This is a genomic window from Nesterenkonia sphaerica (assembly GCF_005771565.1).
Taxonomy (GTDB): Bacteria; Actinomycetota; Actinomycetes; order Actinomycetales; family Micrococcaceae; genus Nesterenkonia; species Nesterenkonia sphaerica.
Genome location: NZ_VAWA01000002.1, coordinates 272,875 through 285,809, shown reverse-complemented (window position 1 = coordinate 285,809; position 12,935 = coordinate 272,875). Strand labels below are relative to the sequence as shown.

The window sequence follows — 12,935 nt, the reverse complement described above, 5'->3', positions numbered from 1 at the left end:
CACCGCCTCGCAGGATTGGGTCAGTGCTACAGGCCCAGCTGGGCTTCGAAGCTGCCTTCCTCCAGCCGGCTCTTCAGCGTCTGCAGGAACCTCCCGGCGTCTGCTCCGTCGACGATCCGGTGATCGTAGGTCAGAGACAGGTACATCATGTGCCGGATGCCGATGCTTTCTTGTCCGTCAGCATCGGTGACGACCATAGGTCGCTTCACGATGGCCCCTGGGCCGAGGATGGCAACCTGTGGCTGATTGATGATCGGAGTGTCAAACAGGGCGCCGAAGGAACCAAGATTGGTGATGGTGAAGGTCCCGCCGGAGAGCTCCTCCGGACCGATCTTGTTTTCCCGGGTCCGTTTGGCCACATCCGCGATCTTCTTGGCCATGCCAGCCAGGGACAGGTCTCCGGCATCGGCGATGACGGGAACCATCAGTCCCTTCTCCGTGTCCACGGCGAAGCTGAGGTGCTCGGCGTCGTGGTATGTGATCTGTTTCTGGTCCTGGCTGTACTCGGCGTTCAGCACGGGGTGCTGCTTGAGCGCCTCGGTCACGGCCACGGCGATGAAAGCCAGATAGGTCAGGTTCGCGCCGTTGTTTTCCTTGAACGCGTCCTTCGCCTTGGCACGCAGATTCACGATTCGGGTCATATCGACCTCGTGGACCTGGGTCAGCTGCGCGGATACCTCCAAGGACTCGTTCATGCGCTGCGCGATGACCTGTCGAATGCGCGGGGCCTTCTCAGTGGTCCCACGCTTGACAGTGTCGACCTTGCCCTGCGGCGTGGCACTGGAGGCGGACGGTGCCGCAGCAGCCGTATCATCGGTCTTCTTGGCCTTGGCTGCGTCGAGCACGTCCTGCTTCCGGATGCGGCCTCCGACTCCGGTGCCGGAGACGTCGGACAGGTCCACACCTTCCTGCTTCGCCAGGCGCCGCACGATGGGGGTGACATATCCCTCGGCTGAGGTGTCCTCAGCGGCAGGTGCGGACTTCGCCGACTGCTCGCCCGTCGGCTGCGACTCAGGCTCCGGCGTCGATGGTTTCGCGGGCTCGCTCTCTGGTTCCGGCTCAGGGGACTTCTCCGGCTCCGGCTCTGCGGCTTCCTCGGCTTCGGGCGTCGGCTCTTCGGACTCCGCTGCCGGTGCGGCGCCGGAGCCGACCAGCGCCAGCACTGCACCGACCTCGACGGTCTCGTCCTCGGCGACCTTCAGCTCCTGGACCGTGCCGGCCACGGGGGAGGGGACCTCTGTGTCCACCTTGTCAGTGGACACTTCCAGCAGCGGTTGATCGACCTCCACCTCGTCACCGACATCCACCAACCAGCGGGTGACTGTTCCTTCGGTCACCGACTCGCCCAGGGCCGGCAGTGTGACCTCTTGGGAGTCGCCGCCGGTGTCACTGGCGGGACTCTGCTCCTCCGGAGTGGCCTCACTGCCACCAGATTCACCGGCGGCCGGCACGGGTGCCTCCTCCTCGGCCGCCTGTTCGGTCTGCTCGGGCTCCTCAGCCTCAGTGGCCGCCTCTTCAGCCTCGGCGTCGTCGCTGTCAGCTGATTGGCCCGAGTCGCCGCCGGAGCCGTCTCCGATCTTGATCAGGGGTGCGCCCACCTCCACGGTCTCATCTTCGGCGGCCAGCAGTTCGTCGACTGTGCCTGCCACCGGTGAGGGGACTTCAGTGTCCACTTTGTCAGTGGAGACCTCAACAATTGGCTGGTCTACCTCCACCTGATCACCGACCTCGACGAGCCAGCGGGTGATAGTGCCTTCGGTGACTGACTCACCGAGTGCGGGAAGATTGACGGTCTCAGACATTGGTCCGGCTCCTACTCATGAATTCTCGTGGATGCTTCTCAGCCGTGGAGGGGGTGGCCGAAGAGCGCCATGGCGGCCTCTCCGAGGGCCTCGTTCTGGGTGGGGTGTGCGTGAACCAGCGTCGCCACGTCCTCAGGGTAGGCCTCCCAATTGACGATCAGCTGCGCTTCACCGATCTGCTCGCCGATGCGGGTGCCAATGCCGTGCACTCCGACAATCGGACCGTCCTTGACCGAGATCATCTTGATGATTCCGGCGGTGCCGAGAATGGAGGACTTGCCGTTGCCGGCCAGGTTGTACTCGATCACATCGATGCCGTCTTTGCCGAACTTCTCCTCAGCCATGGGCTGGGTGTAGCCGATGGACATGATTTCCGGCTCCGAGTAGGTGACTTTGGGGATGTTGATGTCCTCCACGGGGATCGGATTGTTTCCTGCGATCTCCTCCGCCACAAAGATCCCGTGCTGGTACCCGCGGTGCGCCAGCTGCAGGCCTGGAACGATGTCGCCGACGGCGTAGATGTTGCCCACGCCGGTGTGCAGACGCTTATCCGTCATCACGAAGCCGCGGTCCAGGGTGATGCCCTGATCCTCCAGGCCCAAGCCCTCGGTGACGGGGCCGCGGCCGACGGCCACGAGGCAGATCTCGGCCTCGAACGTCTTGCCGTCCTCGAGAGTCACTTTGACGCCGTCGGAGGTCTCTTCCACATCTTTGAAGAAGGTGCCGACGTTGAACTTGATGCCGCGCTTCTTGAAGCTGCGCTCCATCACCTTGATGATCGAAGGGTCCTCATTGGGCACCAGATGAGGCAGACCTTCAATGATGGTCACCTCCACGCCGTAGGACCTCCACGCGGATGCGAACTCCGAGCCGATCACCCCTCCGCCGAGCACGATGGCTGATTTCGGCGTGTGCTCGAGCTCCAGGGCCTGTGTGGAAGTGATGATCTTCTCCGACAGCGGCAGCCCGAAGGTCTTCGAGGTCGAACCGGTGGCAAGCACAATGTTCTTCGCCTTGTAGGTGGTGCCTCCCACCTCTACCTCGTTCTTGGAGACTAGCTTGCCCTCGCCCTCGATGACCTGGACCTTGCGCATTTTCAGCAGCCCGGTCAGGCCCTTGAACTTCCCGGCGACGATACCGTCCTTGTACTCCTTGATCTTGGCCATATCGACGCCGTTGAAATCAACATCGACCCCGTACTTCTGGGAGGAGCGGGCCTCGTCGGCGATCTCGGCGGCGTGCAAATACGCCTTGGTCGGGATGCATCCGGTGTGCAGACACGTGCCGCCCAGTTTGCTCTTCTCGACGAGGGCGACGGAATAGCCGTGCTGGACGCTGCGCAGCGCTGCCGCATAACCGGCACTGCCACCTCCGAGGACCAGTACGTCAAATTCTTCAGACACGAGTCAGGCTCCTTTGTGGGTGAGAGGTTAGTGGCTTCATTGCTTGCTCGTCAGACTATCAGCGGCCCAGACCCTCAAGGTAGGAGATCAGGGTGCGCACGGTCACACCGGTGCCGCCCTTCGGCACGTAGTGATAGGCGGACTTGTCGTTGAAGGCGGGACCAGCCAAGTCGATGTGCGCCCACGGAATCCGCTGGGAGTCGGCGTCGAGCGCGTCCTTATCGGCATCGGCCCGGTTCGGAACGAATTCCCGGAGGAAGGCTGCCGCGTTGAGCATCCCGCCCTCTCGGGCGCCGAGGTTGGTCAGGTCCGCCACGGTGGACTCGAACCCGCTCAGGGCCTCTTCAGGAATGGGCATGGCCCAGTGTGACTCTCCGGCGCTCTCTGATGCTGCGACAATGCTTTCGCGCAACTGGTCCTGGCCCATGACTCCCACGGTGCGCAGTCCCAAGGCAATCATCTGCGCCCCCGTCAGGGTGGCGACGTCGATGATCGCATCTGGGTTCTCCTCGCCGGCGGCGACAATGCCGTCAGCCATCACCAGGCGACCCTCGGCGTCAGTGTTGAGCACCTCCACGGTCTTGCCGCCGTAGATAGTGATCACGTCCTCCGGGCGCTGCGCGGTGGAGGAAGGCATGTTCTCCGCCAGGCAGAGCCACCCAGTGACTTTCACCGGCAGATCCAAGTCTGCTGCTGCCCGGACGACGGCGGCCACCGTGGCGGCCCCCGCCATGTCCAGCTTCATGGTGGTCATGGCATTCGAGGGCTTCAGTGAGATGCCACCGGTGTCAAAGGTGATGCCCTTGCCGACCAGCGCCACGTGCGCCACCGGGCGGGACGGGGCGTGCTCGACCCGCACCAGCCGTGGTTTGCGGGCGGAGCCGTTCCCCACCCCCAGGAGGCCGCCGAAGCCCTCCTTCTCCAGCTCCTTGTGGTCCCACACTTTGATCTTGAGTTTGGTGCCCTTTGCGTTGGCCTTGACCTCATCGGCGAAGGACTCCGGGTAGAGGTGGCTGGGGGGAGTGTTGACCAAGTCGCGGGTGGCGCGCACCGCGGCTGCGACGACCCCGGCGCGTGCCACTGCCGACTTCGTATGCTTCTCTCGAAGCTCGGTCAGCACCGTGATGTGCGAAACCGGGGTTTTTGTCCTGTCTGATTCCGATCCCTTGAAATGTGGGAAGTTGTAGGCACCGAGCGCGGCACCTTCAGCGATCGCGGCGACCTGCTCCACGGTGGAGGCAGGCAGGGCGAAGGCGACAGAGTCGGCGGCGGAAAGCTGCCGGACCGCCGAACCAGCGGCGCGACGCAGCGCCTCAGCCGAGACACCGCCGTCGGGCTCGCCGGTGAGCTTTCCCACTCCCACCAGAACCAGCGTCTCCGACTGGTAGCCGTCCACCCCGGGCAGGCGCAGCAATTGATCGGCGGCACCTGACGCCCCCAGGGCCTGCAGCGAGTCCGACACCCCCTTGGCGGCCTTCTCAGCCAACGGGTTGGGCAGCAGCACTGGCCCGTCGGGGCCCTTCGCGACGCCCAAGACCAGAGCGTCAGCGTCAACTTTCTGAACTGCGGAGGATACGGCGGTCACTGTGGGGACGAATTCACTAATCACGGATCCGATCCTATCCGGATTCGCGGACTGCATGTCGTTCCGGCCGGGAATGCGATGCTATGGAGAAACTGTTATCCCACTGATAGCGCTGCACACACCGAACACACCACCGCACGCAAGGGGAGGATCCACAGCCGGTGAACGATCCCTATGAGTTTGATCTGCTGCACCTGCACACCGAGGATTCCGACAACGACCCGGGGGCCGAGTCCTCCGCGACCGATGTCGTTCTCCACGGTGAACACCGTGCTGGCCCGCGGCTGCCGATGGTGGTTTCCGTAGCAGGGCACACCGATGCCGGTTCCCTCTCCGAGCAGCTGGCCGAGGGGCTCCTGGGCACGCTCAACCATCGACAGGTGGCCAGTTTTGATGTGGACGAGCTTTTCGACTATCGCTCCCGGCGGCCGCAGGTCACTTTCACTGAGAACAGGTTCTCCGACTACCGCGGGCCCCGGCTGGACATCTTCGAGGTGCGCGACGCCATGGACCGTCCATTCCTCCTGCTCACCGGTGACGAACCGGACTTCCAGTGGGAGAGAGTGGCCGAGACGGTGCTGAAGCTGATCCAGCAGCTGGACGTCAGTCTCGTGGTCACGGTGGATTCGCTGGGTCTGCCCACACCGCACACCCGGCCGGTGGGGGTCACCGCCCACGGGAACCGGCGAGACCTCATCGAAGGCATATCAACCTGGTCGCCCAATGCTCAGATTGAAGCTGGTCTGTCGCAGATGCTGGAGCTGCGGGTTGATGAGGCCGGCCGCGACGTCGTCGGCTACACGATGCATGTGCCGCACTATCTGGCCTCCGGCCGTTATCCGCAGGTGGCGGTGGCGGCCTTGGAGTACGCGGGGGCAGCGTGTGAGCTGATGCTGCCCACAGATGAGCTGCGTGAGGCAGCGCGAACGGTGGAGGCCGACATCTCGCGCCAGGTGGAGCAGGCTCCTGAGATCGCCCAGCTGGTCCAGAAGCTGGAGGCCAACTTTGACCAGTTCTCCTCCACTGCCCAGCGCTCCCTGCTGGTCAAACACGACGACGTGGTGCCCGACGCTGAAGAACTGGGCGCAGCCGTCGAGGAGTTTCTGCGCAGCCGGCCCGAAGATGTCAAGCCCGGCACCGAAGAGCAAATACCGCCCCCGGGGGCGGACGACGACGGCGACACCCCCGGGCAGCCGAGCGGCTAGGTTCTCCCCAGCGACCCGTGCGGCACCACGACCCGCCGGAGATTGCACAGCAGGGCCGTCCTGTGCGGCGGCGGGCGCCGGCCCTCCAGAATCCTGGAGGTCATGAGCGATGCACCTAGACCACATGACTCCCACCAAGCAGATCCGGGCCACCCGGCACCTCCCGCTGCGCCACCGCTGAATATTGAGCGTCCCGGGGACGCACTGGCGCTGGTGCAGCACACGTTCGGGCGCCTACCCGCTGACTCACTGGTCATCATCGGCTTCCGTGCCGGGATCACCGGCGGACACCTGCGAGTCGACCTCGCTTCGGTACGTCAGCGGCCGGAACAGATGGGAGAACAGTGCGCAGAATGGATCGCCGGACCGGCGGCAGAGCCGGTTCCGAACGCAGCCATGGCACTCATCTTCGACACCGCACCGGCCGTATCGGATGCGGCCGACCGGTACATGCCCATGCTGAGGGCCTTGCAAGCCGGTCTGCTGGAACGTGCGGAGGCGCCACTGGTTCAGGTGTGGCACATTGAACAAGGCTATATCCGTGACTATCACACCGGTGCCGATAAGCGCAGTGGCGGCCCGTCAGGGGAGCACGCGGAGTCGGCCCTGAATCAGACGCTGCAGCGGATTCCGAGCCTGGAGACCACCCGTGCCCGCAGTCCCCAGGAGGCACTGACGCGGTTCCTCGCCCCCAACCCGCTGGCAGCAGCCGAGCAGCAGACACGGGTCCGGCAGCATCAGGCACCGCCTCCCACCAGGGGAGAGGCCGTGATCGCGCTCTGGGAAGCAGCTCTGGGGCGGTCTCTGCGTGAGGGGACAACCCACCACGCCGCCGACGCCGGGTGGATCCATCACTCCCCGGAGCAGGCGGCGGCTCTGCTGCGCACTTTGGAGGACCCTGATCATGTGGAGCTGCTGATGGCGCTGACGGTCACCAACGTTGAGGCCGTGGGGCGCATCCACCAGCGGGGCAAAGCCGATCCGGGTGCTGGCGCGCTCATCGATGCAGCCTGGGGGGTGGCCGGGGCACCGCCGCAGTGGCCCCGGGTGGAGTCCCTGGTGGCATTGCTGCGCCAACTTCTGCCTTATGCCCAGCAGCTGCAGCGCGCACAGCTCTTAGGTCTGCGCGCCTGGGTGGAATGGCTGCGCGGAAGCGGGAGCACTGCCTCGGCGTTCGCCGAGACGGTGCGCGAGCAGCACCCAGAGTTGTGGCGCAGCACTACCGCGCCGCCGCTGGCCCGCAGCGTGCTGGCCTGCATCAGTGCCCTCGGGGTGTGCCCATGGGCTCAGGACAAAGCCTCCAGTTACTCCTGGTGGTCTTCTCGGCAATAAGATTTTTCCGCGCCGGGGGAATGTATCGGGCACTGGCGGCGTTGGACCCCGTGTAAGACCCTGCAACCTGGGGCGGATTCTGTTCCGACCCGGTACTTGACAGGGTCATAGGCGCGTTGAGCGCCTGCACCTTTAGTAAACGAGACGGAAGGTCATCGTGCCCACTACTGCGTCGAAGTCCACCAAAAAGACTGCCGCCGCTGAGGAGTCCGAGAAGCCCGCCGCCAAGAAGTCGACTCGCAAGACCACGAGCAAGAAGACTTCACAGGCCGGCGGCGCATCTGGTTCAGCCTCCGCTAAGAACACCCCTGCACCGACGTCCACTCCAGCGAAGAAGACTGGCGGACGGAAGAAAGCCGCTGATCCCGTCGATGAAATCCTCGCCGAGGAAGAGCACTCGCCCACCGAGGCTCTGGAGTCAGCTGTGGCTAAAGCTGAAGAGTCCGGTGAGGACGCCGAGAAGATCATGGAGCCGAAGTCCGGTGCCAATGAGGAAGACGGTTCGGGCCGCGGCTTTGTCATTTCGAACGCCGACGACGACGACGCTCCGGCTGTTCAAGTCGTCTCCGCTGGTGCCACAGCAGACCCGGTCAAGGACTACCTCAAGCAGATCGGTAAGGTCGCGCTGCTCAACGCCGAACAGGAAGTTGACCTGGCGCTGCGCATTGAAGCCGGCCTCTTCGCTGAGCACAAGTTGAAAAACGAAGCCATTGAGGACAAACGGCTCAGACGAGACTACGAGCTGGTAGTTGCCGATGGGCGCAAGGCCAAGAACCACCTGCTGGAGGCAAACCTGCGGCTAGTGGTCTCCCTGGCAAAGCGCTACACCGGCCGCGGAATGCTTTTCCTGGACCTCATCCAGGAAGGCAACCTGGGTCTGATCCGAGCGGTGGAGAAGTTCGACTACACCAAAGGCTTCAAGTTCTCCACCTACGCCACCTGGTGGATCCGACAAGCCATCACCCGTGCGATGGCTGACCAAGCTCGGACGATCCGTATCCCGGTGCATATGGTGGAAGTCATCAACAAGTTGGCCCGGGTGCAGCGTCAGATGCTCCAAGACCTCGGGCGCGAGCCCGCACCTGAGGAGCTGGCAGCCGAGCTGGACATGACCCCTGAAAAGGTGGTGGAAGTCCAGAAATACGGTCGTGAACCGATCTCCCTGCACACGCCGCTGGGCGAAGACGGCGACTCCGAGTTCGGGGACCTCATCGAAGACTCCGAAGCAGTGGTGCCCTCGGACGCGGTGAGCTTCACCTTGCTGCAGGAGCAGCTGCACTCGGTCCTGGACACCCTGGCCGAGCGGGAAGCAGGAGTGGTCGCCATGCGCTTCGGCCTCACCGACGGCCAGCCGAAGACTTTAGACGAAATCGGAAAAGTCTATGGGGTGACTCGTGAGCGTATAAGGCAGATCGAGTCCAAGACCATGTCGAAGCTGCGCCATCCAAGCCGCAGCCAGGTGCTCAGAGATTACCTGGACTGATCCCCATGGTCGTGGTGAGGCCCGCGTCTCACCGGCTTAGCAGGCCCGGACAACTGAAAACAGACAACTGAACACAGATGAAGAGATCCCCCGGAGTTTTCCTCCGGGGGATCTCTTCATCTGGGCGGACACCGAGGCCGCCGCGCGTCAGTTGATTCGGGCCGACTCGTCAATCCACTCGACAGTCTGCGGACGAAGGCTCGCCTCCACATCACGGCCATGGTGATTGCAGAAGATGAGCGCCCCTCCGGAGGCGAGCACAGCACGAATATAGGCCTGAGCCCCGCAGCGATCGCAGCGGTCAAGGGCAGTCAGCGTGGGGGTGACATCGAGGGTGCTGGATGAAGCTGTCATGCTCGTCGCCTCCTAGCGTTGCGTGATGGTCTTACCTATACAACCACGCCGGGAGGCAGTACATTCACGTTTTGTGTGCCACAGGCGCGCCTTTCGCCACCGGCGAATGCCCGCAGGCCCCGGCGGCGCTTCTGCGAGCGGACGGGCAGGCGGCGTCGTAGCCTGGTATCAAGTTCTGTTCACCCAACCCTGGAGGCATCTGTTGGCTCAGCGCGACGAGTACAGCGCCCGGCACCTATCGGTCCTGGAAGGTCTGGAAGCAGTGCGGAAACGCCCCGGAATGTACATCGGCTCCACCGACTCACGGGGTTTGATGCACTGCGTGTGGGAAATCATTGACAACGCCGTCGATGAGGCGCTGGCCGGGCACGCCTCCAATATCCGCATCACTCTCCACCCGGACGACTCTGTCGAAGTCACCGATGACGGTCGAGGGATCCCAGTCGACATTGAGCCGCGTACCGGGCTCTCTGGATTGGAGGTGGTCTTCACCAAACTCCACGCCGGCGGAAAATTCGGCGGCGGCTCCTACAACGCGGTGGGAGGTCTGCACGGGGTCGGGGCCTCGGTGGTCAATGCACTGTCCGCTCGGCTGGATGCCCACGTCACCCGCGGTGGGAAGATCCACACGATGAGCTTCCGGAGGGGGGAGCCGGGCACATTCTCCGGCAATAAGCCGGCCGACGCATTCACCCCGGCCGAAGAGGGCTCACCGCTGGAAGTCACCGGACGGGCCAAGCGGGGCCAGACTGGGACCACCGTCCGCTACTGGGCAGACCGGGAGATTTTCACTCCCGAAGCCCAGTTCCTGGAGCAGGAGCTGGTAGATCGGGCCAGACAGACCGCCTTCCTGGTCCCGGGTCTGCGAATTGTCATCCATGACCGTCGCGGTGCTGAGCACCTGGAGGAGGTTTTTCATTACGACGGTGGCATCAGCGAGTTCGTCGACCACCTCAGCACGGACTCACCGGTGACCGATATCTGGCGGATCCAGGGCCACGGGAGATTTTCCGAACGCATCTCCGTGGAGGGGGTGATGACCGATGTGGAACGTGACTGCGAGGTAGATATCGCGTTGCGTTGGGGCGTCGGTTACGACACCACGCTGAAATCATTCGTCAACATCATTGCCACGCCCAAAGGCGGCACACATGTCACCGGATTTGAACAGGCTCTGGTCAAGGTGTTCCGGAAAGTCATCGAGGCGAACACCCGGCGTCTGAAGGCCGGCAATGACAAAGTCGACAAAGACGACGTTCTGGCAGGCCTGACTGCCGTGATGACCGTCCGCATCGCAGAGCCGCAGTTTGAGGGCCAGACCAAGGAGATCCTCGGCACCCCGGCGGCGAAGCAGATTGTCAACAAGGTGGTCTCCGAGGCGCTGGAGCAGCGCCTGACCTCATCCAAACGGGCCGACAAGCACCAAGCCACCGCAGTGCTGGAGAAGGTGGTGGCCGAGATGAAGTCCCGCATCGCGGCCCGCCAGCACAAGGAGACGCAGCGGCGGAAGAACGCGCTGGAGAATTCGACTATGCCAGCCAAACTGGTGGAGTGCCGAAACAAGGACGTCAGCTCCAGTGAGCTGTTCATTGTGGAGGGCGACTCCGCACTTGGCACCGCCAAGCTCGCACGCACCTCAGACTTCCAGGCGCTGCTTCCTATCCGCGGCAAGATCCTCAATGTTCAGAAGGCGTCTGTGGCCGATATGCTCTCCAATACCGAGTGCGCGGCTCTGCTGCAAGTCATCGGAGCAGGCTCAGGCCGCACCTTTGACCTGGAACTGGCACGTTACGGCAAGGTGGTGCTGATGACCGACGCCGACGTCGACGGAGCCCACATCCGCACTCTGCTGCTGACGCTGTTCTTCCGGTACATGCGACCAATGATTGAGGCAGGGCGAGTCTTTGCGGCAGTGCCTCCGCTGCACCGCGTAGAGATCATCAATTCTGGCAGACAGCCCAACGAGGTCCGCTACACCTACTCTGAGAGTGAGCTTGTGACACTGCTGTCGGATCTGGAGAGGTCCGACCGGCGCTATAAGGAGCCTATCCAGCGGTACAAGGGACTCGGGGAGATGGATGCCGACCAATTGTCCGAGACGACCATGGACCCTGTCCACCGATCCTTGCGCCGGATCCGCGTGGAGGATGCCGAGGCAGCCGAGCGGGTGTTTGATCTCCTCATGGGCTCAGTGGTGGCCCCCCGCAAGGAGTTCATCATTGACGGTGCCGCAGCGTTGGACCGCGAGAAGATTGATGCGTAACTCCGCCGGCCTCAATTTCTACGCGTGGTAGAACAAGGTAGACTGTCCCAGTGACCGATTTGAGCACTCGTATGCCTGGCGACCCAGCTGCTGCGACGGCCGCGACGCCAGGGAAGCGACTCGGTTTCAAACGCAAGGCTGCGGCGTATCTGTCGCTCACCAAGCCCCGCGTCATTGAGCTGCTCTTGGTCACCACGCTGCCCACGATGTTCTTCGCCCAGGGTGGGTTGCCGAACTTCTGGCTGGCATTGGCGACAATGGTCGGCGGCGCGTTCGCCGCCGGGTCCGCAGGAGCGTTCAACTGCTATCTCGACCGGGACATGGACCGGCTGATGAACCGGACCAAGAAACGACCACTGGTCACCGGGGAGCTCACTCCGCGAGAGGCAGTGGTTTTCGCCTCAGTCCTCGGGGTGGCTGCGCTGACGGTGCTGTGGGTCGGAGCGAACCCGCTGGCCGCGGGTCTCGGGGCACTGGCCATGTTCTTCTACGTGGTGATCTACACCATGGTGTTGAAGCGCCGGACGGAGCAGAACATTATTTGGGGGGGCTTAGCGGGGTGCTTCCCAGTGCTCATTGCCTGGGCGGCTGTCCGCGAGGCTGTCGAATGGCCTGCTGTAGTGCTGTTCTTCATCATCTTCCTGTGGACCCCGCCTCACTACTGGCCGCTCTCGATGAAGTACCGCACGGATTACCAGACCGCGGAGGTGCCGATGCTGGGCGCCATCGCTTCGGCAAAGACAGTCTCGGTGCAAGTGGTGCTCTACTCCTGGGCCACTGTGGCGTGTTCGCTGCTGCTCATCCCGCTGGGCTGGGCCGGCGTCACCTACACGGCGTTCGCCCTCGTGGCGGGGGCGTGGTTCATCTATGAATCTCACGTGCTCTACCGGCGGGCGCAGAACGAATCGCTGACGGACAAGCGTGCTATGAAGCTTTTCCACTTATCCATCCTTTACCTCACGATGCTCTTTATTGGACTCTGGATCGACCCATTCGTGGGTAGTCCGCTGATGGGCTGATGTCAGACTTCGCCGTTGCGTGCCGCGAGCGCGGTGTCTCGGCAAACGGCCCTGTCCTGTTGCCTGAGACCACGTGTAGAGTCAGGGCACCTGCGCTTATCGCACTGACCGGGGCCAACGGCACTGGGAAGTCGGCGCTGCTGTAGTCTCTCGCCAGACGCCAGCTGCCCAGCACCGGGGGCTGTCTGATCAAGTTACAGGCACCCTACGAGGTTGCACCAATGTTCCGGGCCTCAGGGGCCTCGCTGATCGACCTCCCTCGATGGCCCGTGATATGACTTTTCTGGAGTAGCTGGCTCTGGTGCAGGTCTCTTGGCGGCGCAACGACGCGGAGGCCTTCAGCTCCGCAGAAGACACTCTGAACAGCTGGCCATTTCGGTCCTGGGCGAAGTTTCCCCATGAGCTCTCCGCGGGTCAGCTCCAGGTCTTCGCAGTCGCGCTTGGAGGATAGGAGTGGTTGGCACTTCGGGTCCGGTGGGTTGTGTGTGA

The 12,935-nt window shown here is 63.3% G+C and carries 9 protein-coding genes; 5 read left to right on the top strand and 4 right to left on the bottom strand.

Going from position 1 to position 12,935, the window contains the following annotated elements:
- Positions 1-26: 26 nt before the first annotated feature.
- Genes sucB through FEF27_RS02765 form a run of 3 tightly spaced genes read right to left on the bottom strand, consistent with a single transcriptional unit; the run spans position 27 to position 4,814 of the window.
- Positions 27-1,802, bottom strand: a complete 1,776-nt coding sequence (gene sucB / locus FEF27_RS02775) for a 2-oxoglutarate dehydrogenase, E2 component, dihydrolipoamide succinyltransferase (protein WP_138169290.1) — start codon at positions 1,800-1,802, stop codon at positions 27-29.
- Between the two features lie 38 nt (positions 1,803-1,840).
- A complete protein-coding gene (lpdA, locus tag FEF27_RS02770; RefSeq protein ID WP_138169289.1) occupies positions 1,841-3,205 on the bottom strand; it encodes a dihydrolipoyl dehydrogenase in 1,365 nt (454 codons plus the stop codon).
- 58 nt (positions 3,206-3,263) lie between these two features.
- Positions 3,264-4,814 carry a leucyl aminopeptidase gene (locus tag FEF27_RS02765; protein ID WP_424991663.1) on the bottom strand — a complete coding sequence of 517 codons (1,551 nt, stop codon included), beginning with the start codon at positions 4,812-4,814 and terminating at the stop codon, positions 3,264-3,266.
- 137 nt (positions 4,815-4,951) lie between these two features.
- Here FEF27_RS02765 and FEF27_RS02760 point away from each other — a divergent pair, with 137 nt between their 5' ends.
- The 3 genes from FEF27_RS02760 (at position 4,952) to FEF27_RS02750 (ending at position 8,810) form a co-directional block, all read left to right on the top strand.
- Positions 4,952-5,995: a PAC2 family protein gene (locus FEF27_RS02760; protein ID WP_243728985.1), complete on the top strand. Its 1,044-nt coding sequence runs from the start codon at positions 4,952-4,954 to the stop codon at positions 5,993-5,995.
- A 102-nt stretch (positions 5,996-6,097) separates the two neighbouring features.
- Positions 6,098-7,327, top strand: coding sequence for a DUF4192 family protein (locus FEF27_RS02755; protein ID WP_138169287.1), 1,230 nt, complete (start codon positions 6,098-6,100; stop codon positions 7,325-7,327).
- 157 nt (positions 7,328-7,484) lie between these two features.
- A complete protein-coding gene (locus FEF27_RS02750; RefSeq protein WP_138169286.1) occupies positions 7,485-8,810 on the top strand; it encodes an RNA polymerase sigma factor in 1,326 nt (441 codons plus the stop codon).
- Between the two features lie 147 nt (positions 8,811-8,957).
- Here FEF27_RS02750 and FEF27_RS02745 read toward each other — a convergent pair whose 3' ends face one another.
- Entirely contained in the window at positions 8,958-9,164 is a 207-nt protein-coding gene (locus FEF27_RS02745) for a DUF7455 domain-containing protein (protein ID WP_138169285.1), read from the bottom strand.
- A gap of 202 nt (positions 9,165-9,366) precedes the next feature.
- Here FEF27_RS02745 and FEF27_RS02740 point away from each other — a divergent pair, with 202 nt between their 5' ends.
- Positions 9,367-11,427 (top strand): DNA gyrase/topoisomerase IV subunit B, encoded by a 2,061-nt coding sequence (locus tag FEF27_RS02740; protein WP_138169284.1) that lies wholly within the window; start codon positions 9,367-9,369, stop codon positions 11,425-11,427.
- A 71-nt stretch (positions 11,428-11,498) separates the two neighbouring features.
- A complete protein-coding gene (locus FEF27_RS02735; RefSeq protein ID WP_138169342.1) occupies positions 11,499-12,446 on the top strand; it encodes a heme o synthase in 948 nt (315 codons plus the stop codon).
- Positions 12,447-12,935 lie beyond the last annotated feature (489 nt).